Annotated in this window: 16 protein-coding genes; 7 read left to right on the forward strand and 9 right to left on the reverse strand. The window is 64.7% G+C overall.

The features are described 5' to 3' along the window. Positions 1 to 5: 5 nt before the first annotated feature. Both ABIC03_RS11305 and ABIC03_RS11310 read right to left on the reverse strand, forming a co-directional pair. On the reverse strand, positions 6 to 911 hold the full coding sequence (locus tag ABIC03_RS11305; protein ID WP_007602059.1) for a LysR family transcriptional regulator: 906 nt from the start codon (positions 909 to 911) through the stop codon (positions 6 to 8). A gap of 122 nt (positions 912 to 1,033) precedes the next feature. Beyond that, positions 1,034 to 2,386: an MFS transporter gene (locus ABIC03_RS11310; protein WP_354058072.1), complete on the reverse strand. Its 1,353-nt coding sequence runs from the start codon at positions 2,384 to 2,386 to the stop codon at positions 1,034 to 1,036. A gap of 295 nt (positions 2,387 to 2,681) precedes the next feature. Between ABIC03_RS11310 and ABIC03_RS11315 the strand changes: the two genes are divergently transcribed. Then, the gene (locus ABIC03_RS11315; protein WP_354058074.1) at positions 2,682 to 3,767 is read left to right on the forward strand and encodes a hypothetical protein; all 1,086 of its coding nucleotides are present in this window, start codon (positions 2,682 to 2,684) and stop codon (positions 3,765 to 3,767) included. Between the two features lie 63 nt (positions 3,768 to 3,830). On the opposite strand, the gene ABIC03_RS11320 is transcribed toward ABIC03_RS11315, so the two are convergent. Together ABIC03_RS11320 and ABIC03_RS11325 are read right to left on the reverse strand one after the other, a co-directional pair. After that, positions 3,831 to 5,780, reverse strand: a complete 1,950-nt coding sequence (locus ABIC03_RS11320) for an SGNH/GDSL hydrolase family protein (protein ID WP_354058076.1) — start codon at positions 5,778 to 5,780, stop codon at positions 3,831 to 3,833. A 154-nt stretch (positions 5,781 to 5,934) separates the two neighbouring features. After that, entirely contained in the window at positions 5,935 to 7,017 is a 1,083-nt protein-coding gene (locus ABIC03_RS11325; protein WP_275169972.1) for a lysylphosphatidylglycerol synthase transmembrane domain-containing protein, read from the reverse strand. A gap of 424 nt (positions 7,018 to 7,441) precedes the next feature. Between ABIC03_RS11325 and ABIC03_RS11330 the strand changes: the two genes are divergently transcribed. The 3 genes from ABIC03_RS11330 to ABIC03_RS11340 all read left to right on the forward strand — a co-directional run bounded on the left by ABIC03_RS11330 (position 7,442) and on the right by ABIC03_RS11340 (position 12,012). Beyond that, positions 7,442 to 7,948: a YciE/YciF ferroxidase family protein gene (locus tag ABIC03_RS11330; RefSeq protein WP_027566868.1), complete on the forward strand. Its 507-nt coding sequence runs from the start codon at positions 7,442 to 7,444 to the stop codon at positions 7,946 to 7,948. Positions 7,949 to 8,096: 148 nt separating this feature from the next. Continuing rightward, positions 8,097 to 9,500: an MFS transporter gene (locus tag ABIC03_RS11335; protein ID WP_354058078.1), complete on the forward strand. Its 1,404-nt coding sequence runs from the start codon at positions 8,097 to 8,099 to the stop codon at positions 9,498 to 9,500. A gap of 112 nt (positions 9,501 to 9,612) precedes the next feature. Continuing rightward, complete coding sequence (locus ABIC03_RS11340; protein WP_354058080.1) at positions 9,613 to 12,012, forward strand: bifunctional diguanylate cyclase/phosphodiesterase; 2,400 nt, start codon at positions 9,613 to 9,615, stop codon at positions 12,010 to 12,012. Positions 12,013 to 12,014: 2 nt separating this feature from the next. Here ABIC03_RS11340 and ABIC03_RS11345 read toward each other — a convergent pair whose 3' ends face one another. Beyond that, on the reverse strand, positions 12,015 to 12,449 hold the full coding sequence (locus ABIC03_RS11345; protein ID WP_275169975.1) for a hypothetical protein: 435 nt from the start codon (positions 12,447 to 12,449) through the stop codon (positions 12,015 to 12,017). Between the two features lie 79 nt (positions 12,450 to 12,528). Between ABIC03_RS11345 and ABIC03_RS11350 the strand changes: the two genes are divergently transcribed. Then, positions 12,529 to 13,116 carry a hypothetical protein gene (locus tag ABIC03_RS11350; RefSeq protein WP_354059615.1) on the forward strand — a complete coding sequence of 196 codons (588 nt, stop codon included), beginning with the start codon at positions 12,529 to 12,531 and terminating at the stop codon, positions 13,114 to 13,116. Positions 13,117 to 13,142: 26 nt separating this feature from the next. Here the strand turns inward: ABIC03_RS11350 and ABIC03_RS11355 are convergent, their stop codons facing one another. Next, positions 13,143 to 14,486: an aminotransferase-like domain-containing protein gene (locus ABIC03_RS11355; RefSeq protein ID WP_354058083.1), complete on the reverse strand. Its 1,344-nt coding sequence runs from the start codon at positions 14,484 to 14,486 to the stop codon at positions 13,143 to 13,145. Between the two features lie 183 nt (positions 14,487 to 14,669). Between ABIC03_RS11355 and ABIC03_RS11360 the strand changes: the two genes are divergently transcribed. Next, positions 14,670 to 14,906 carry a DUF1127 domain-containing protein gene (locus tag ABIC03_RS11360; protein ID WP_007612358.1) on the forward strand — a complete coding sequence of 79 codons (237 nt, stop codon included), beginning with the start codon at positions 14,670 to 14,672 and terminating at the stop codon, positions 14,904 to 14,906. Between the two features lie 1,079 nt (positions 14,907 to 15,985). On the opposite strand, the gene ABIC03_RS11365 is transcribed toward ABIC03_RS11360, so the two are convergent. The 3 genes from ABIC03_RS11365 to ABIC03_RS11375 all read right to left on the reverse strand — a co-directional run bounded on the left by ABIC03_RS11365 (position 15,986) and on the right by ABIC03_RS11375 (position 18,516). Further along, positions 15,986 to 16,813, reverse strand: coding sequence for an outer membrane protein (locus ABIC03_RS11365; protein WP_354058085.1), 828 nt, complete (start codon positions 16,811 to 16,813; stop codon positions 15,986 to 15,988). 673 nt (positions 16,814 to 17,486) lie between these two features. Then, complete coding sequence (locus ABIC03_RS11370; RefSeq protein ID WP_007602088.1) at positions 17,487 to 17,912, reverse strand: universal stress protein; 426 nt, start codon at positions 17,910 to 17,912, stop codon at positions 17,487 to 17,489. Positions 17,913 to 17,982: 70 nt separating this feature from the next. Further along, complete coding sequence (locus tag ABIC03_RS11375) at positions 17,983 to 18,516, reverse strand: SixA phosphatase family protein (protein WP_354058087.1); 534 nt, start codon at positions 18,514 to 18,516, stop codon at positions 17,983 to 17,985. Positions 18,517 to 18,608: 92 nt separating this feature from the next. On the opposite strand from ABIC03_RS11375, the gene ABIC03_RS11380 reads away from it, so the two are divergent. Continuing rightward, positions 18,609 to 20,105, forward strand: coding sequence for an NAD(P)/FAD-dependent oxidoreductase (locus ABIC03_RS11380; RefSeq protein ID WP_354058089.1), 1,497 nt, complete (start codon positions 18,609 to 18,611; stop codon positions 20,103 to 20,105). The last annotated feature ends 29 nt before the right edge of the window (positions 20,106 to 20,134 follow it).

The raw sequence follows: 20,134 nt of genomic DNA on the forward strand, positions 1-20,134 counted from the left end.
CAGCATCAATCTTCCATCACCTCCGCCGAGGACAATTCGCTCGCGATTTTGACGAGCGCCGACAGCAGCGGGTTCTCGTCGTCGCGGCGCCAGACCATGAACAACTCGACCGGGACGCGGGTGCGCAGCTTCAGCGGCCGCAGGCGGACGTCCGCGATCTTCAGGCTCGCCGCCGCTGCCGGCACGATGGCAAGGCCAAGGCCGGCGCGCACCATGGCGAGGATCGAGTGGATCTGGCTCAGGTGCTGGACATAGCGCGGCAGGATGTCGGCGCGGGTGAACAGCGCCACCAGCACGTCGTGAAAGTAGCGGCTCTCATAGGGCGAATACATCACGAAGGGCTGGTTGTCGAAATCCTTGATCGTGACGCTCTCGGCATTCGCCAGCGGATGCTTTTTCGGGATCGCGGCGAGCAGGGGCTCGGCGACGACACGGCGGCTGGCGATTTCGGGGCGCGCGATCGGCGGCCTGAGCAGGCCGGCATCGATTTGGCCCGAGGTCAGCGCCTCGAACTGGTCGCCCGACACCATCTCCTTCAGTGAGAAATCCACCTCGGGCAGCTTGGCGCGGCAGGCGGCGACGAGCTCGGGGAGGAAGCCGTAGGCGGCGGCCGCGGTGAAGCCGATCTTCAGCGAGCCGGACTTGCCGAGCGCAATACGGCGGGCGACCTGCGAGGCGCTTTCCGCGAGTTTCAAGATGCGTCGCGCCTCAGGCAGGAAGCTGCGCCCGGCAGGCGTCAGGCGCACCGAGCGGCTGGTACGCTCCAGCAGCGGCGCATCGATGATGTGCTCGAGCACCTGGATCTGCCGGGACAGCGGCGGCTGGGTCATGTTCAGCCGCGCGGCGGCGCGGCCGAAATGCAATTCCTCCGCCACCGTGACGAAACAGCGGAGCTGATTGAGGTCGAACATCGATACATGCCTTAGATGGATAAGGCGTTTCCCCGGCGCTTCTAGCATCGATTACTCCCAAAACAAAGACGGCGGCCGTGAAGCCGCCGTTAAGTTGCCTGGTCAAGCTCCCACGGGAGCCCTCAGGAGGAACGTTTGAGCACCACGCGCTCGATCTTGCCGACGACCACGAGATAGGCGAATGCGGCCACCAGCGCATTGGCGCCGACGAATATCAGCGCCCCGTTGAACGAGCCGGTCGCGGCCAGGATGTAGCCGATCACGATCGGGGTGCTGATCGAGGAGAGATTGCCGAAGGTGTTGAACAGGCCGCCCGAGACGCCGCCGGCTTCCTTCGGCGAGGTGTCTGAGACGACAGCCCAGCCGAGCGCGCCGATGCCCTTGCCGAAGAAGGCGAGCGCCATGAAGCCGACCACTAGCGCCTGACCGTCGACGTAGTTGCAGGCGATGATCGACATCGACAGCAGCATGCCGCCGACGATCGGGATCTTGCGCGCCATGGTCAGCGAGCCCGTCTTGCGCAGGATCGCGTCGGAGATGACGCCGCCAAGCACGCCGCCGATGAAGCCGCACAGCGCCGGCAACGTCGCGACGAATCCGGCTTGCAGGATCGACAGGCCGCGCTCCTTGACGAGGTAGACCGGGAACCAGGTCAGGAAGAAATAGGTCAGAGTGTTGATGCAGTACTGGCCGAGATAGACGCCGAGCATCATGCGGTTGGAAAGCAGCTGGCGGATATGGTCCCACCCGGAGCCGGCCTCGGGCGCGCGCTCTTGCTTCAGATCCTCTTTGGGCGCGTCGAGGTCGACCAGCGCACCTCCGGCCTTGATGTAGTCGAATTCGGCCTCGTTGATGCTGGGATGCTCCTTCGGGCCATAGATCGTCTTGATCCAGACCAGGCCCATGATGATTCCGAGTGCGCCCATCACGAAGAACACGTAGCGCCAGCCGTAATCATGCGCGATCCAGCCCATCAGCGGCGCGAAGATCACGGTCGCGAAATACTGCCCGGAATTGAAGAAGGCGGACGCGGTGCCGCGCTCGTTGCTGGGAAACCAGGCCGCAACGATGCGGGCGTTGGCGGGGAAAGACGGCGCTTCGGCGATACCGACCAGGAAGCGCAGGCCGAATAGCACGGTGATCGCGATGCCGGCGCTGAAGAATCCGACCCAGCCCTGAAGCGTCGTGAACAGCGACCATACGATGATGCTGAAGGCATAGACAAGGCGGGAGCCGTAGCGGTCGAGCAGCCAGCCGCCCGGCACCTGCGCGATCACATAGGACCATCCGAACGCCGAGAAGATGTAGCCCATCGCGACGGGATCGAGATGCAGCTCCTTGGAGAGCGCGGGGCCCGCGATCGACAGCGTGGCGCGGTCAGCATAATTGACGGTCGTGACCAGGAACAACATGGTCACGATGAACAGCCTAACGCGAGACCTTCTCGCGTCCGCTGCGGACATCACTGCGCTCATGACGCGCCTCCTTAGAACTCGAAACGTTTCCCCCTGCGACTCCTAGAGGTGCGCGCGGCAAAGTGTCCAAGTTCAAGGCAGTATCGATCGATGCCGCTTTTGGATTGATGGAACGGCAGGTTGAACGATTGTGAGAAAGTGCAGAGAGGTGAGCCCCACCCCGTCATTGCGAGCGCAGCTCCGCCGAGAGAAGCAAAGCAATGGGGTGCAATCTGTACTTGTGGGTCGATTTTGGCTAGCCTCCAGTATGGCCGCTGGAGTTTGGCTAGCGTCCAGTATGGCCGCCGGAGGAAGAATGTTGACGCAAATCCTCGCTCACTTGAAATCTCCTGCGAGGGCACGATCATTACATCGGGTTTTCCTTGCCACCCTGTTGAGCGCAATCATGTTGGCGCCGGGCGGCCTCGGTGCGGCCGCATCAGATGCGAACAAGTCGGTGACGCTTCGCGGCGCCGAAGCCTTCAACCTTCTCGTTGGCAACACGTTGCGGTCGGTTGGTAATAGCAAGCTGATCCCCGCGTTTCGATACTTCATGACGCAGCAGTTCGAATATCGTTGCAGCGGGTGGGATCCGTCCGGCCTCGCTGCGCGGGATATCAGACTCCACAGCGAGGCTGGGGGGTGCGAGTTACTCTTCGTGGCGCTCAGGCAAGGTCGGCTCTGCGAGAGCTATCAATACGAGGAGTGTCAAGAGCACGAACTCGAGCTCACTTTTGCCCGGCGCTCCGATCCGGCGAAGGTTGCAGAGGGGGAGGTGTTCGGTGTTGTCACCTTGCCGGAAACTGGCAGGACGGCGACCGGCCCAACTGATCCTGATCTGATCAAAGGAAAGTTCGAGCTTGTCAAAGGGAACGGAACAATCTTTCCGAATTTCGATCCCGTTCCGAAACCCGATCTTGTGCGACCGGACCCTCTTGCATTGTCTCTGCCCCCGCAGGATTCCGGCAGGACACAGCGGTTGATCGGGCTGAGTGATGCCGAAGCAACCACGAAAATCATCGGAAACACCATGGTGCGGCTCGGCCCGGACAGGAAATCAGACGGCCGTAGAGGCGAGTACTATACTCCCGACGGACGGATTATTGTGATCTCCATTCCCAAGCCGCCGGAAGGCATTGACCTCTTGCATCCCTCGGCTGAGATTGCTGGAATGATCTTCATCAATCGGTGGAAGATAATAAACGGCGCACTCTGTCGCACCGAGAACGACGAGCCGACGAAATTCAATTGTAACGTCTCCCTGTCTCTGGAGCCTCCTGAGCAGGCTGGCGATCAAGGCACTCCACGCTATGTCGCAGGCAACAGCGGAGTTGGGCAAGGCGCCTATCTCGCGAAAGGAAATTCGTTCGCGTTTGACTTCGGCAAATCGGTGCGGAAGTAGGGTGTCTACAGGCGGTCGCTGCGCTCGCGATGACCGTGTGGAGAGAACTCGCTCTCGTCGCTATTAGCGCGCGCCCGGCAGCAGTGGCGCGAGCAACCCGCGTGTCACGCCCGGGGGCGCCGCATCGAGCCCCAGCACGGCGCTTGCGGCCGGCAGTGCCGCGTCCGCCATCGCGGCGTGGCCTTCGGCGCTCGGATGCACGGCGCCGCCATAGACGGCGGAGAGCACGCCCCAGGTCGCGTCATGAATGTCGGTCGGCTGGCTCGCCGCCGGCAGGCCTTGCGGATAGGTCATCGCAGCGAAATAGCTGTCATTGGCGTCGCGGATCCAGCGCGCGCGCGGCAAATAGGCGCGGAATTCGGAGGCGCCGCGGCCGCACAGCATCGGCTGGCTCGCCGCGCTCACGATGTCGGGATTGAAGCTCTGGCCGTTCTCGGCAAAGCAGGTGCGGTCGAATTCGGGATCGTTGCCCGAATGCGCGCAGAAGCCGTGATCGGCGAACGCCGCCTGATGCGAATCCACGAAGGTCATGCGGTCGGCCTCGGGATCGCGGCACAGCGCGCCGCGGGTGCAGGTGGCGAGCCCCTTCAGTTGCGGCAGGAATTCGGTGTCCACGAAGCTCGAGACGCGGGCGAGGCGTTGCGGATCGGCGTTAAAGGAGGGATGGATGTCGAAGCCGGCGCGGCCGCCGCGGCAGGGCACGCCGCCGTCGGCGAGCGCCGGGTTGGCGTAGGAGACGTAGACCACATGCGAGAGGTCGCCGCCGACCAGCGGCTTCAGCGCCTCGCGCAGCTTGACGAAATTCTGCGGCAGCTCGCGCGCCAGCGCATCGCGGGAATCATCGACGCTCGCCATCACGCCGGAGCGCCGGAAGATCGCGCGCTCGGTTGCGGTCTCGACGATCACGTCGGCGACGAGGCCGGAGAAATAGACGTCGTTGGCGCCGACCGAGAGCAGCACGAGGTCGAGCGTGCGCTCGGGCTGGCGTTTCCTGGCGGCGGTCAGCGCCTCGCGCAGCTCGGCGACCTGCGCGTTCACGCTGATGTTGCAGACGCCGGTCTTGCCGGGCGGGCATTCGCGGGCGCGCTGCGAGCCGAGCAGCCCGTCGCTGATGCTGGCGCCGGTGCAGGCGAGCGGCAGAAAGGTCACCGCGACGTGGGTGTAGCGTACCGCGAGCGCCAGCGCGGTGCGCGCCTGATAGCTGTAGAGCGATCGGTGGCAGGGCGAGTTGAACCAGAGCGCGCTGTAGCGCTGCCAGTTGGCAAGCGTATCCGGCGCTTCGCAGGCGCGGCCGCCCTTGAAGCCGGCGCGGCTCGGCCGGTAATACTGCGCACCGGCGGTGCCGAGATAGGAGCGGAAGCAAAAACCTTCGTCCGACAGCGCCAGCGGCCGGTCCGGATTGCCTTCGCCCGAGGCGATGCTGTCTCCGAGACCAGCGACGAAGATGTCCCGGACCTGGATCTCGGTCTGGACGCGCTGGGTGGGATCGGAGCCGGAGGAGACGTCGACGCTCGCGACCGTCTGCTTGCCGTAGCGGACCCGCAGATTGACCGGCTCGGCGCAGTCGAAGGTGGATTGTTGCGGCCCGTCGCCGTCGTCGAACGACCAGGCGCAGGTGGCGCCGACCGGCACCGCGCCGGCGAGGCGCACGGTAACGGGATGGTCGATGGGCGTGAGGTAGTTTTCCTTCGTGTTGTCGCGGGTGCAGGGCTGGTTGACCCGGCCCTGGAGGTCGATGCAGAGCCGGTTGACCATGTTGCGGGCCCAGCCGCGGCCCTCGCTCTGGAGCTCCAGCGATTGCTCGGCGGCGAGGATGCTGCGGTTACGCGCGTTCTCGACATGGAGCAGGAAGTCGCGCTCTTCGCGGAACAGCCGGAAGCGGTTGCGGACCTCCCAGCTGATCTGCATGGCGCCCGCGTCCTGCGCGGCCGCCCGCTCCGGCGGCAAGGCGGTGAGGAGCCCGGCGAGCAGCAGGGCACCGGCGAGGAAACGGCGTAGGAATACAGGGATCATGGCCTGCGTTTTCAACGGCAAAGTTGAGGCGGAAATAAGAGAGCTGCCCTCCGCCTGCAACATTGGTCTGACGCTTTTGCCGGCCGCCGTCTAGCGGACTACCGTTGGAGCATGATCTTTTCGGAAAACCGCTTCGCACCTTTCCGGATCATGCTCAGCGTTTGCTGGCCTGCCGCAGCGACCGCTCGCGCTCCATCGCTGCCACCTGCTTGGGTAGGTTGGCCTGCGCGCAGGCCTCCGCCAGCCTTCGGCGCTCCTGCCAGGGCTCCACCACATTCATCCAGAGCTCCCGTGCGCCCATGATGGAGATGGCAAGACCGAACGGGATCACGAAATAGAGGATGCGGAAGACGAGGAGCGTGGCCAGAAGCTGCTCGCGACCGAATTCGGGCAGCGCCACCAGCATGGCGGCGTCGAACACGCCGAGCGAGCCCGGGGCGTGGCTGGCGAAGCCGAGCAATGTCGCCAAAATGAACACCACGGAGAGCGACAGGAAATCGATCTGCGGAGTGGCCGGCACCAGAAGGTACATCGCCAGCGCGCAGAATCCGAGATCGACGACGCCGATCAGGATCTGCACCAGCGTCAGAGGCGCTGACGGCAGCACCACTTTCCAGCCCTTCTGGCCTAGCTCGCGGCGCTTCTCGCCCATGCACAGCCAGACCAGATAGGCGCCGATCGAGGCGAGGCCGCCGAGCGCAATCAGCCGGTTGATCGACGACGGCAGCTGATCCATGTAGGAGGCGGCATCCGGATGAATGGCCATGCCGATCGAGAGCACGAAGATGTTACCGAGCCAGAAGGTCAGGCCCGACAGGAAGCAGATTTTTGCGACGTCGATCGCATTCAGCCCGTAATCCGAATAGATCCGGAAGCGGATCGCGCCGCCGGTGAAGACGGTGGCGCCGATATTGTGGCCGATCGAATAGGACGTGAAACTGGAGAGCGCGGCGATGCGATAGGGCACGTGCTTCTTGCCGATCGTTCGCAGTGCAAAAAAGTCATAGAAGGTCAGCGTACAGAACGCGAAGCATACGCAGATCGCCGCCAGCCCGATATTGGCGCGGGGGATCTCGGTCAACGCGGTCAGGATGACCCCGGTGTCGATGCCCTTGAGCGTCCGTACCAGCGTGGTGATCGCGAACGCAATAATGAAGACGCTCGCCGCAACGCCGAGTCGCCGCCAGCCGATCCATCTCTTGAAGCCGCGCTTCAGCGCGGTCAGCAGTCCGTGCATTCATCCTCCCGGCGGGGGGCAAGACCGACCAGGCCAGACATTGGCCGGTCGGATGCGATCAGTGCCCTATGTGGGCTTTGATCGCTAGGCATGATGTAGCTCATTTAAGGCAAAAACACTGACTTGTGCAGCCCTTGACAAGGATAGGTTCTGCTTTGGACCAGCTTGGACCAGCCACTTTGTCATACGCGGTTCACATCGGACGCGCGTTAAGCATATGAGTCGTGGGACCGGTCGCGTCCGTCCGTGACATGATTTCAGATCCTGCACGGCCGGCATTGTTCCAGCGCAAGGGATGCGGGCTTTTTTGGAACGACGATGCCGTGCGCTGGTTAGTCCCCATCAGCAATCGAACATGGCGGAATAACCGGCTTCTCCAGCAAGCCGGTGCCTCCGTGTTCCCACAACCGAGAGGATCGGACCGATGGGATTGTTCACAAAAGACATCAAAACCATGAACGACCTGTTCGTGCATCAGCTCCAGGACATCTATTACGCCGAGCAGCAGCTCACCAAGGCTCTGCCGAAAATGGCGGATAAGGCGACCGATCCGCAGCTGAAGCAGGGCTTTTTGACGCACCTCGAAGAAACCAGAGAGCACGTCAAGCGCCTCGAGGAAGTGTTCAAGATGCACGGTGCGCAGGTGAAGGCGGTCGATTGCCCCGCGATCGACGGCATCATCGAGGAAGCCGACGAGACCGCGGGCGAAGTCGCCGACAAGGCGGTGCTCGACGCCGCGCTGATCAACGCGGCACAGGCGGCGGAGCACTACGAGATCGTCCGCTACGGCAGCCTGATCGCCTGGGCCAAGCAGCTCGGCCGCAACGACTGCGCCAGCGTGCTCGCCAAGACGTTGGAAGAAGAGAAGGCGACCGACAAGAAGCTGACCACGCTCGCCGAGAGCAAGGTGAACCTGCGCGCGGCCAGCTAGGGCCGGGCGTCGCCAGGATCGGGATAGAGCGTCGCGCGGTCATCCGCGCGACGCTTGCGCATTACGCATCCATCATTCGGTCGTTATCGTAACATGATGGGGCGCGGGAAGCGTATCGTTCGCATGGGGCTGCAATCGAGATGGCAGCATGCGAGTAAGCACCGTCAAATATGAAACCTTCGGAGCCGGCGCGCCGAATGCCGGCTTCCGTCTTGCGACATCCCTCACCCTTGCCGCGATGAGCCTTGGTTATGGCGTGGTGCAGCTTGATGTCACCATCGTCAACACCGCGCTCGACGCGATGGGCAGGACGCTCGGAGGCGGCGTCGCCGAGCTGCAATGGGTTGTCAGCGCCTATACCATTGCGTTTGCCGCGTTCATCCTGACCGCTGGCGCGCTCGGCGACCGCATCGGCGCCAAGCGCGTCTTCATGGCGGGTTTCGCCATCTTCACCGCGGCCTCGCTCGCCTGTGCGTTGTCGCCCGATGCGACCGTGCTGATCGCAGCGCGGCTGGTCCAGGGGCTGGCGGCCGCGATACTGGTGCCGAATTCTCTTGCGCTGCTCAATCATGCCTATCCGGACGACCGCGAGCGCGGCCGCGCCGTTGCGATCTGGGCCGCCGGTGCGAGCCTCGCGCTCACTGCCGGCCCGTTCGTCGGCGGCGCGCTGATCATGCTGGTCGGCTGGCGCGCGATCTTCCTGGTCAATCTGCCGGTCGGGCTCGTTGGCCTCTGGCTGAGCTGGCGTTACGCCAGCGAAACCACGCGAGCGCGTTCGCGCGAGATCGATCTGCCCGGCCAGCTTGCCGCGATCGGCGCGCTGGGAGCGCTCGCCGGAGCGATCATCGAAGGCGGCGCGCTTGGCTGGGAACATCCAGCCGTGATCGCGGCCTTTGTCGCAGCCGCAATTCTCGCCGTGCTCTTCGTCTGGCGCGAGAGCCGCACGGCGCAGCCGATGTTGCCGCTGTCGCTGTTCGGCCAGCGGCTGTTCGCGCTGACCTCGCTCGTCGGCCTGCTCGTCAACATCGCGATCTACGGCCTGATCTTCGTGCTCAGCCTGTATTTCCAGAGGATCAACGGGCTGTCGGCGTGGTGGACCGGTCTCGCCTTCGTGCCGATGATGGGAGTGGTGTTGCCGGTCAATCTGCTGGCGCCGCGCCTCGCCGAGCGTATCGGGGCGTGCCCGACCATCGTCGTCGGTGCCTGCGTATCGGCGCTCGGTTGCATCGGTCTGCTCTGGATCGAAGCCGGCACGAGCTATTGGGCGATCTTTGCGCAGATGATCGCGATCAGCAGCGGACTTGGGCTGCTGGTGCCGCCGCTGACCTCGACCTTGCTGGGCAGCGTCGATAAGGCGCGCTCCGGCATCGCGGCCGGCGTCCTGAACGCGACGCGGCAAACCGGGAGCGTCCTTGGCGTCGCGCTGTTCGGGTCGCTGGTGGCCTCGGAGGGGGCGTTCATGACGGGCCTGCACCTGTCGCTGGTCGTGTCCGCGGCCGTGCTGATGCTCGCCGCCGCTGTGATCGGCCTCGGCGCGCCGGCGCGCGGATGAACAATCCGAGCGAATGAACACAGCTTCCGTTCACCATCCCCGAAACAGTCGCGTAGCCGGTTACCGACTGTCCATTTCTGTCGGTTCAAGTGCGGGTCGATAGGGGCCCGCAATGTATCAAGTTCTCTACTGTCTCGCCGAAGAACACGACTGGCGGCTCGTCGCGCTTGGCGGCGCGGTGTGCCTGCTCGCAAGCGCGGCGGCGATCAGCCTGTTTCACCGGGCGCGCGCGACGCAGGGCCCCGGGCGCCTGGTCTGGATCGCCCTGGATGCCGCCGTCAGCGGCTGCGGCATCTGGGCGACGCATTTCATCGCGATGCTCGCCTACGGGCCGGGCGGCGCCGGCGCCTACAACATCCCGGTGACGATCCTTTCGCTGATCTTCGCGATCTCCTTAACCTTCGTGGGGCTGAGTCTCGCGGCATCCTCCGTGCGCGCGCCGTGGGTCGTGCTCGGCGGCGCCATCGTCGGCACCGCGGTCGCGACGATGCATTATACCGGCATGGCGGCGCTGGAAATGCCGGCACGCGTCAATTGGATCGGGAGCACGGTTGCCGCCTCGGTGCTGTTCGGAATTGTCTTTGCAGCGCTCGCGCTGTTCGTCGCTGCGCGGCGCGACGACCTCTTCCATGCGCTGACCGCGAGCACCCTGCTGACGGTCGCCATCGTCGTACATCATTTCACAGCGATGGGCGCGGTCGTGCTGACGCCGGATCCGACACTCGCGATCAGCGGGTTATCGATCCCGGCGGACTCGTTGTCCTTCTTCACCGCAAGCGCCGCGGTCGCGATCATCGCGATTGCGCTGGTGGCCGCGCTGCTCGACCGCCGCGCCAAGGGCGAACTGGGCCGCCAGCAGATCGTGCTGGACACGGCGCTCGAGAACATGTCGCAGGGACTGTGCATGTTCGACGCGGACGGCAAGATCATCCTGTTCAACGAGCGGTATGCCGCGATGCTCGGCCGCACCGACACCCTGCTCACCGGCCGGCTGCTGGTCGACGTGCTGCGGGAGGAGCAGGCAAAGGGTCAGTGGCAGGGCGATGCCGGCGAATTCTTTGCCCGCCTCGTCGCCGACGCGCGCGAGAGCCGGACCACGACCGACGTCGTGACCAGGTTCGGCCGCTCCATCCGGGTCGTCAACCAGCCGATGCAGGGCGGCGGCTGGGTCGCGACCTTCGAGGACATCACCGAATGGCTGGAGGCCCAGGCCAAGATCTCGCACATGGCCCGCCATGACGCGCTGACCAGCCTGCCGAACCGCGTGCTGTTCCACGAGCAGCTCGTGCAGGGACTGCGCCGGACCAGATCGGACGACCAGCTCGCGGTGCTTTGTCTCGATCTCGACCACTTCAAGGACATCAACGACTCGCTCGGCCATCCCATCGGCGATGCGCTGCTCAAGGAGGTCGGGCGCAGGCTGAAGGCCACCGTCGGTGAGAGCGACACCGTGGCGCGGCTCGGTGGCGACGAGTTCGCCGTGGTCCAGATCGGACGTTCCGAGGAAACCGCGGCACGATCCCTTGCCGGCCGCCTTGTCGAGGTGATCTCGGCGCCTTACGAGATCGACGACCATCAGATCATCATCGGCGTCTCGATCGGCATCTCGCTGTCGCCGCAGGACGGCAGCAATCCGGACGAGCTGTTGAAGAATGCCGACCTCGCACTGTATCGCGCCAAGGCGGACGGCCGCGGCACCTATCGGTTCTTCGAGACCGGCATGGATGCGCGCGCGCAGGCGCGGCGCCTGCTGGAGATGGACCTGCGCGCCGCCCTGCAGCGCGACGAGTTCGAGGCGTACTATCAGCCGATCCGCGACGTCGTCAGCGGTCGTGTCGTCGCGTTCGAGGCGCTGCTGCGCTGGAACCATCCGCAGCGCGGCCTGATCGCGCCGATGAACTTCATTCCGCTCGCGGAGGAGACCGGACTGATCATCCAGCTCGGCGAGTTCGTGCTGCGCTCCGCCTGCACCGACGCGGCCACCTGGCCCGACGATGTCGACGTTGCGGTCAACCTGTCGCCGGTGCAGTTCAAGAATCCGAACCTGATCGCATCCGTGACCGAGGCGCTGGTCGCTTCCGGACTCGACGCTCGCCGCCTCGAGCTCGAGATCACCGAATCCGTGCTGCTCCAGAACAGCGAGGCGACGCTGGCCACGCTGCACGACCTCCGCGCCATGGGCGTACGCATCTCGCTCGACGATTTCGGCACCGGCTATTCATCGCTGAGTTATCTACGCAGCTTCCCCTTCGACAAGATCAAGATCGACCGCTCGTTCGTGTCGGAACTCGCGACGCGCGAGGATTCCATGGCGATCATCCGCGCCGTGACCGGGCTGGGCCGGAGCCTCGGCATCGTCACCACGGCAGAGGGGGTCGAGAACGATGCGCAGCTCGAGCTGCTCCGGCGCGAAGGCTGCACCCAGGCGCAGGGCTATCTGTTCAGCAAGCCGCGGCCCGCTGCCGATGTCGCGATCATGCTGGACCGACCGCCGTTGCGCGCGACCGCCTGAGGTTAGCCGCGGCGCAGTGCGAAATGCGCGCCGCAGAACGCCATCACGGCACCGAGGCCCAGCGCGGCAATTCCGGCCAGCACGCCCGAGACCGTCGGCACCGGGCTAGGCGCCGAGGCCACCTGGCCCGCGCCCGCAAGCAGCAGCACGCCGACCGCGATCAGGAACTGCCGCATCCGTCGCGGAATCTGGCCCGAGACGGCGCTCTGCATCAGGGTCGCCGTGAAATAGCCGCCGGAGAAGCCGACGGAGGCGATCAACCACCAGGCGATCGCCGCGCCCGCCGGTATGAACACGTGGGTGTCCGAGTGCCAGAGGCCGCCGAGGTCGAGCCCGTAGCGGGCGCCCAGCATGTGCACGGCGAGCGCGAGCAGCACGCCGGAGATCACGGCCGCGCCGAGAATCAGGCGGCGCGGAAAAAAAATCGTCTCAGCCATGTCCCGCTTGTAGGATGGGGCAGGGCGCTCACGCAAGCGGATCGCAGACTGGATCGCCCGGATTGGATCGAATGTGAAGATGCGGGATTCGGGAGCTGAAGCGGCTGCGGGTGCGAGCTACGCCTACAAGGCGTCGCTGATCGGCTCGGCGCATCGATTCGAGCTGACGGAGGAGGGGCTGTCCTGGCACATCGCCGGCCGCAGCTCGCTTTGGCGTTATGACGAGATCAGTGCAATCCGGCTGTCGTTCCGCCCGGTGTCGATGCAGCAGCACCGCTTTCGCGCCGATGTCAGCCACTCCAATGGCGGCCGCATCAGGATTCTGTCGACGAGCTGGCAGACGGCGGCGCTGATGGCACCGCAGGACAATGGTTTTCGCGATTTCATCGTCGCGCTGCACGCGCGCATGGCGCAGGCCGGCAGCCGCGCCGAGTTGACCGCGGGCCTTGGCCGCAGGACTTATTTGGCGATGCTGGCTTTTCTTGCGGTGCTTGCAGTGGCGATGACTGGGCTCCTGATCCGCGCGCTCGCGATCGGCGAATTTGCCGGCGCGCTGTTCATCATCGGCTTTGCCGCGCTGTTCGCCTGGCAGGTCGGCGGCTTCGTCCGGCGCAACCAGCCGCGGAGCTACGGTTTCGATCGCGTGCCGAGGGCCTTGCTGCCTTAAATGGCCGTGTTGCCCTGGACGGCGCGTTACTCCGTCGAGTCGAAATCCTCTTCCTTGGTGCCGAGCAGCGACGCGATCGTGCGCAGGCCGGAATCGAGTTGCTCGAACGTGGGCGGGGCGAGCGCGAGCCGCACTGCGTTCGGTGCGTGGCCATGGGCGATCGCGAAGGTCGAGGACGGCGTCAGCGCGATGCCGCGCCGGGCGGCTGCGGCGACGAAGGTCTGCGAGCGCCAGTGTGCCGGCAGCGTGAGCCAGAGGTGATAGGAGCGTGGATCGGCGGAGAGCTGGTAGCCGGCGAGCAGCCTTGCCGCGGTCTGCTGGCGGCGCGCGGCGTCGATGCGTTTCAGCCGCGTCAGCTCGGCGACGGTGCCGTCGGCCATCAGCCGCTGTCCGGATGCGAGCGCGTGGCCTGACGCGATCCAGCCGCCGGTGCGGACCGCGCTCATCACGCTCTCACGCAATCGCGGCGGCGCGACGAGGATGCCGAGCGCGAGGCCCGGCGCAACCTTCTTGGACAGGCTGTCGATCACGATGCAGCGGTCGGGGTCAAGCGCGGCCAGCGGCGTGTCGTCGGCCAGGAAGCCGTAGACGGCGTCCTCAATGATGGTGAGATCGAGCTTCTCGGCGACGCGCATGATGTCGGCGCGCCGCGTCGCGTTCATGGTGACGCCGAGCGGGTTCTGGATGATGGGCTGTAGATACAGCGCCGACAGATGCGCCTCGCGATGCGCCTTCTGGATGGCGTCGGGACGCGCGCCGAATTCGTCGATCGGAATCGGGACCAGCGTCACGCCGAGCCGCGCGGCGATGCTCTTGACGTACGGATAGGTCAGCGCTTCGACGCCGCAGCGGCCGCCGGTGGGAACGAGGGATGCGAGGGCGGCCGCGAGCGACTGCTTGCCGTTGGCGGTGAAGACGATCTGCTCGGTCTGCGGCGCGAAATCCTTGCGCGCGAGATAGGCGGCGGCGGCATTGCGCGCGCTCTTGGTGCCGGTGCTGGTGGAGACGCGCAGCGCGGATTCAAGCGCGTCTACGCGCTCGAGGCCGGCAAGGCTCTTGGCGATCATTGCCCATTGCTGCGGCAGCAGCGGGTAATTGACCTCGAAATCGATCCGCGCGTCGCGCGGCTCGCTCAGCGCCTCGACCTCGCGCCGGATGGCGCCGGAGATAAAGGTGCCGCGGCCGACCTCGCCGACGACGAGGCCGCGGCGGAGCAACTCCGTATAAACCCGGCTCGCGGTCGAGACCGCGATGCCGCGGTCATAGGCAAAATTGCGCTGCGGCGGCAGCCGGTCGCCGGGCCTTAACGTGCCGTTAGAGATATCGAGAGCAATGGCATCGGCAAGCTTCACGTATTCGAACTTGGACATTATTGCACCGAGAGCAATGTTTCACTTGCTCCGAGTACTGTAGTGGAGCATTTAAGTTCCATCAAGCTCCACGATTGAGCCGAGGAGAGCGAGAGCAATCCGAGGCAAATGAGGTGCAGGCGCTCGGGCGCTTGCGCCAACGGCATCCGCTTCGCCGCGTGGACAACAGGCCGGAGAAGGACAATGACCACGATCTCGCAGACCGCCGGGCGGAGTTTACGCTCATCCTCGTCAGACGGATTTTTCCGCAAGCTGGCCAACGGCGCCTATGCGCTGTTCGACAGCCTGGAGCGCCGCTCCGCCGTCAAGACGCTGAACGACCTCGATGACCGCGCCTTGCGCGACATCGGGATCACGCGCAGCCAGATCGAGGATGCGGTCTACGGTCAGGCCAAAGCAGAACTGACGCGCTATCTGTAAGCGCTTCGCTCTTGTCCCGGACGCGCTGCGTCCGGGGCATGAGACTGAGTTTTCAGGCACACCTGCTTCAACATCGTCATTGCGAGCGCAGCGAAGCCAATCCAGAATCACACCGCGGAAAGACTCTGGATTGCTTCGCTGCGCTCGCAATGACGGCACTTGTGGGTAGCACTGTCGCTCCTTAGCTCGTGCTTTCATCGTAGACACACCTTCGCCCTCTCGCGGCTTGGTTCGCCCGAGCTTTGCTTCATCGCCTTGCCCCCTTGAGAAAGAGGAATCTTGCGTTGCTGACGGGCAAAATACGCGAGCGATGGGTCAACTCCCGATCGCCAAAATATTCCGCTTTACCGAAATTCGGAAACGGCGTATGTGTCGCCGCAACCCGGCCCAAGGAAGAGGGGCGTATCGCGATCGTCACGAACGCGGGCCGGACGGCGGCGGACGCTGGGCCACACCGGCGCGAATGGCTTCGCAGGGCGGGCAACCGTGAGCGTAGGCGTCGCGCACACGACCGGTGCGGTTCGCGTACGGCAAAACCGTGTCGTCCTGACGCCCGGGGTCTGTGCGTCAAGTCTTGTGGTGATGTGGCGGCCCGACCGGGCACGCAGCATCAGCGATCCATGAGGCGACGGGGGCAATAGTGCATCGCTCCCCGGGGAGAGCACGGCATAAGCCGTAAAACCGCTGCGCAGGGAAGGCCGGACGTTTTGGCTTCACCTGTATGCCGCTGTGCAGATTTTCTTACTGCAACTTTCGCACAGTGGACCGCGGGTGCCAGCCGGCGCCCGGTCTTCCCTGCGCCGGATGGAGCGAAGCGCAATCCGGGATTCCCTCCCTAGAGGCACTGGCCCCCGGATTACGCTTCGCTCCGAGCTACCGCTCTGAAGTCGTTTTCATTATTTCGACTTATATCGATCCTTACGCCGATCTATCCCCCATCGATAGGGACCATGGCCATGGAGGGTCGCAGCCGCCAGCGCGGGCGCCTCAAGCCGCGCCCCGGGGGCCCTTCCCCATCAGACGACTGCGCGCAAAAGGGAGACCTGAGGCCTCCCCAACTCACTTTTAAGACCTGCCGATCAGAAACGATAGTTTACGCCGACACGGGCTATGTCGAAGCTCGACTTGACATCGGCACGAGTCGTGATGACGCCAGTTAACCCGGCCGGTGATTGAAGCGAGCCAGTTAAGTTGTAGCCGTTCGTGCCGAAGCCCATGTGCAGATACTCGCCCTTGACGGACCAACCTGCCCCAAGGGCATATTCGAGGCCGCCGCCAACCACGTAGCCGACCAAGACGGCACGGTCAGAAGCGTTCATGGAGCCTAACGGTCCATAGGTAAGCGGGAAAAGGCTGGTGGGGATACTGCCCGTAGCAGCCGCGCTCAGCTTGGTTTCAGCCAACGCTATACCGCCAGTCGCGTAGAGCAAAGCCGGCCCAAACGCATAACCCACTCGGCCGCGGAAGGTCGCGTACCAATCGGTGCTGACGGAAGCGCTGCCGTTGAAATTGCTGCCGATGGCGGGCGGGATGGCAATAGCCGAATTGCCGATGCTGGCCTTTGAATTGAGATACTGCCAATCAGCCTCGATGCCGAGCACCGTCTGCTCGATTTGCCAGTTGTAGCCGGCCTGGATACCGGCGGTGATGCCATTACCGTTGTCAGATACGGCGTTGAAGCCATATGGGGCCGAACCGCCGTTCGAGTTCACGATCGTTCCGATGACGTTCGAAGCGCCGTAGTTGCCCCAACCATAACCAACGTTGCCGCCGATATAGAATCCAGTCCATTTGCTTACCAAAGCAGGAGCCTTCAGCGGCATACGGTCGGGCGCGATATCCGCCGCCCGGACTGTGATCGGGCCGAGAGCGACCATTGACAGCAATGCGAGTGCAAACCTTCTCATTCAAAAACTCCCCTATTGGGCCGCCCCGGCGGCCTGCCCATCATGAGGCAAAACCGAGATTGCATCAAAGCGCGATCGAATGCGTAACTTGAGTTATCTTTGCCCAGTTGCCTCGCGCTGCGGCGATCGGCTTAGCGCGTCGGCAGCGGTCGCGGTTTGCGAAAGCCGCGCACCTCGGCAAAGCCGAGTGCCTCGCCGATTCTCCGGCGAACCCGATTCCGCGCGTCTTCCGCTTCGCCTTGCTCAATTGACGACCACCGCGGTGATCGCCGACCGCCACGTTGAACGGCGACTTCGCGTAGGTGGTCATGCTGCTGTATTGCGTCGCGTGCTCGTGCCGCCATTTGTCCCCGTGGCTTTCAAGGAGCTGGTCGAGCACCCTGTTTGAAGGTCGCGGTGTGCAGTTCCGCGGTCCGGCCGCCATCCGCTCGGCATTGCGGTGCGCCAGCGGGGCGACCCCAGGCGCCACCAGCTTGCCCGCCTCATTGGCCCTGGCGCGGGCCTCGGCCAGCCGCCACCGTCCAAGTATTTCCCGGCTTTTTTAGGCTGCGCACGAATGTCGCTGGCAGCCGATCCAAGGCCCTCAGGATCGGTCGAAGCAACCGAAAATAGGGTAGCTCGGACGCTCCATCTTAGCCCCGAGTTGCGCCCAATGACGAAGTCGGTGCGGTGCCTAGTGCCTCACCACCAGCACCGAGCATTTTGCGTAGCGCACGACATGCCCGGCATTGGAGCCGAGGAAATAGGTGCGCATCGCCGGCCGGTGCGAGGTCATCACGATCAGCTCGGCCTTCATGTGCACGGCTTCCTCCAGGATCTCGTGGTAGATGCCGCCCTGGCGCACCACGCTGGAGATGCGGGAAGGCTCGATGCCGGACTCGCGTGCGACGATGGCGAGCGCTTCTTCCGAGGTCTGGCGCTGCTGCTCGTCGAAATCGGCCGGCACGTATTCGGCCAGCATCACCGGCGTCATCGGCAGCACGTTGAGCAGGCGCACCACGCCGCTCCAGGTCTGCGACAGCGTTGCCGCGGTCGCGATCGCCGGCTTGGCCAGGTCGGTGTCGGCGAGGTCGATGGGCACGAGGATGGACTTGAACATCTGCGCCTCCAAATCTTCCAGTCAGGACGTCTTGCCGGCACGTCGCGCGATCAACCCGATCGAAGCAGCCTTAATTTCGAAGTAGCTTTGGACTGACGAACAGCACCAGCTTGCCGCGGCGGTAAGCCACGTCGGCCCAATCCTTGACGTCAAAATCGAAGATCGCAAGCCCCGACGTGGGCAGGTTGTCGGCGAGCGCCTTGGCGGCGGTCGGATCGCCGCCGCCTGTCAGCATCAGGGCGATCTCGTGCATGCCCGGATTGTGGCCGACCAGCAGCAATTGTCTCGGATCAGCCGGAATGGTTGCAGTGCGAATGGATTCCAGGATCTGGGCGGGATCGGCGGCGTAGAGTTCCGGCAGGACCTCCACCTGCGGCGCGGCGACGCGGTCCTTCATGGTCTCCCAGGCAATGTCCCAGGTCTGCCGGGCCCGCACGGCATGCGATACCAGTACGGCCTCGGGAAAGGGGGGATGGGAGGCCATCCAGTCGCCGATCTCGGCGGCATCCTTGTGGCCGCGGTCATCGAGCCGGCGGTCTTGGTCACGGCCGCTCGGCGCGTCGGTCTCGGTCTTGGCGTGACGCAGCAGGAGCAAACGGCGCATGGCATTCTCGAATCGTTACACGACCAGGATAATCTACAGGCGCCGGTCGGGGACAAGGTGACAAGCGGCCGCTCAGTCCTTTAAGAAACGACATGAGCGAGACTTTCACAAGCGTGTCCCAGGAAGAAGCCGGCTTTCGCGACCGGGCGCGGCTGTCGTTCGACCTCGATGCGGACATTTGCGTCATCGGGGCCGGGCTTGCCGGACTCTCCATCGCGCTGGAGGCGGCCCGGCTCGGGGCCAGCGTCGCGGTGCTCGAGGGCCGCCATGTCGGCTGGAACGCCTCCGGCAACCAGCTCGGCACCGTGATGCCCGGCTTCGCGCTGCCGCTCGCCGAGCTGATCGAGCGCATCGGCTTCGAGGACGCGCGGGAATTGTGGACGCTGTCGAAAGAGGGCGCCGAGTTCGTCCGGGCCAACGCCACCGAAGAGAACATGCCGGGGATCGGCCCGAGCGACGGCGTGCTGGAGGTCTCCAACGTCGATGCCGGCGACCGGCTGATCAGCCGGTTGCAGATGCTCACCGAGGATTTCGACACCGAGGTCGAGGGCTGGCAGGCCGATCGCGTCCGCGAGGTGCTCAAGACCGATCACTACTTCCACGGCGTGTATTATCCGAGGGCGTTCCAGGTCGACGGGCGCAAATATGTGCACGGCCTCGCGGCGCTGGCGCGGCGGGCAGGGGCGCGCATCTTCGAGGATACGCCGGTCGTCAGCATCGATCATTCCGGTATCCGCAAGCGCATCGTCACGCCCTCGGCGCGGCTGCGCGCCACCCACATCGTGCTTGCCGGCAACATCCATCTCGGGGCGCCGTTGCGGCGCCTCTCGGAAACGCTGCTGCCGGTCTGGCGCTATGCCGGCATCACCGCGCCGCTCGGCGAGCGCGTGCACGAGATCATGTCGTTCAGGGGATCGGTGATGGATTCCGACGGCGTCGATCATTTCCGGATCGTCGATGGCGACCGCCTGATGTGGGAGAGCCCGGAGACCACCTGGGCGGCGCGCCCGCAACGCTTTGCGGGCGCCGTCAGGCGGCGGATCCGATCCATCTTTCCCCAACTCGGCAATGTCGAAATCACCGAAACCTTCGGCGGCGCCACCGGCCAGACCGTGCATGGCATGCCGCAGATCGGCCAGTTGCGCAAAGGCCTGTGGGTGGCCAGCGGGTTCGGCCGCCAGGGCATGAACACCTCGGCCATGGCCGGGCAGATGATCGCGCGCAGCATCCTGCGGGGCGACGAGCGCTGGAAGCTGTTCTCACCGTTCGAGCTGGTCTGGGCCGGGGGAACGACGGGGAGGGTTGCCGGCCAACTGGTCGGAATCTGGGGCAGGGCGAGTTCCGCCGCGGCAGGCTCGCTTGCGCGCTATCGTGAACGTGCCAGGATCAAGGACCGGGAACGCGAGACGCGCCTCGCCGAAGCCAATCGTGCCGCTGGCACCGGTCCGCGCCGGCCGCCGTCAGGTGTCAGGCCGCGGCTTGCCCAGCCGAAAACTGCGTCCGAAACCGTGGAACGAGCCTCGGAACCAGCCTCGCGCGACGACAGCGTCTCGCACGAGACCCGAGAAAAATCCCGCCCGGAAGTGTAACGTCGGCCGTGAGAGCCCGTATCTCAGGG

Origin of the sequence: Bradyrhizobium sp. RT6a, assembly GCF_040547675.1 — a bacterium.
Taxonomy (GTDB): domain Bacteria; phylum Pseudomonadota; class Alphaproteobacteria; order Rhizobiales; family Xanthobacteraceae; genus Bradyrhizobium.